Genomic DNA, 1056 nt, shown 5'->3' with positions numbered 1-1056 from the left:
GCCTAGCCGCCCGCGAAGGGTGGCAGGACGTCGACGCGCGGGCTCAGCGCGACCGCGGGATCTCGGGTGAGTTCGTCACCGACCAGGTAGGCGCACACCGACAACATCTTGTCCAGGTCCGGGCCGTAGGCCGCCACCAGGGTCGCGCGCAGGTCGGCCACCGTCGCTCCGGCCGGGAGGTCGAGGGTCTCGCCGTCCTTGCCGACGGCGTCGGCGATCGCGGCGAAGTAGCGGATCTCAACCACCGATGGCTCCCATCGTCCGCTCGGGGGGGACGAAGCCCTCGGCGTCGATGCCGTGACCGGCCCACTTGTTCCACATCGCACCGCGCCAGAGCGTCGCGAGCTCCTCGTCGTCGGCGCCGGAGCGCAGCGCCTGGCGCAGGTCGAATTCCTGGTCGCTGAACAGGCAAGAGCGCAGCATGCCGTCCGCGGTGAGCCGGGTGCGGTCGCAGGTGTCGCAGAACTTCCTGGTCACCGTGGCGATGATGCCCACGGTGCCGGGCCCGCCGTCGACCAGCCACTTCTCCGCGGGCGCCGACGGATCGGGGCGGCCGACCTCATCGAGGGAGAACCGGGCGCCGAGCACGTCGAGCAGTTCGGCGGCGGTGACCATGTTGGCGCGGGCCCACTCGTGGTCGGCGTCCAGCGGCATCTCCTCGATGAAACGCAGCTCACAGCCCTCGTCCAGGCACCAGCGCAGCAGATCGGGCGCGCCGGAAAGGGTTTCCCGCATCAAGACGGCGTTGACCTTGACCGGGGCCAGCCCGGCGGCGCGGGCGGCGCGGATGCCCGCGAACACCGATTCGAGGCGGTCGCGGCGCGTCAACCGCGCGAAACCGGCCCTATCCACGGTGTCCAGCGAGACGTTCACCCGGTGCAGACCGGCCGCGGCGAGGCCGATCGCGCGGTGCTCGAGCCCGATGCCGTTACTCGTCATGGCCAGCGGGATGTGCGGCACCTCGGCATGACAGCCCGCGATGATCTGTTCCAGGTCGCGGCGCATCAGCGGCTCGCCCCCGGTGAAGCGGACTTCGCGCACCCCCAGCTCCAGCAC

At 71.3% G+C, this 1056-nt stretch carries 2 protein-coding genes; both read right to left on the bottom strand.

All coding sequences use genetic code 11. The features are described 5' to 3' along the window. Positions 1-2 precede the first annotated feature (2 nt). Positions 3-245 carry a MoaD/ThiS family protein gene (locus ACWEH3_RS36225; RefSeq protein WP_450027045.1) on the bottom strand — a complete coding sequence of 81 codons (243 nt, stop codon included), beginning with the start codon at positions 243-245 and terminating at the stop codon, positions 3-5. Continuing rightward, on the bottom strand, positions 238-1056 hold an 819-nt coding region (locus ACWEH3_RS36220), incomplete at its 5' end, for a GTP 3',8-cyclase MoaA (protein WP_450027047.1). The genes ACWEH3_RS36225 and ACWEH3_RS36220, both read right to left, overlap by 8 nt.

The sequence above is a fragment of the Nocardia sp. NPDC004718 genome (assembly GCF_053601535.1).
Note: the sequence above shows the minus strand (reverse complement) of the source record. Positions and strands in the feature narration are given on the sequence as shown.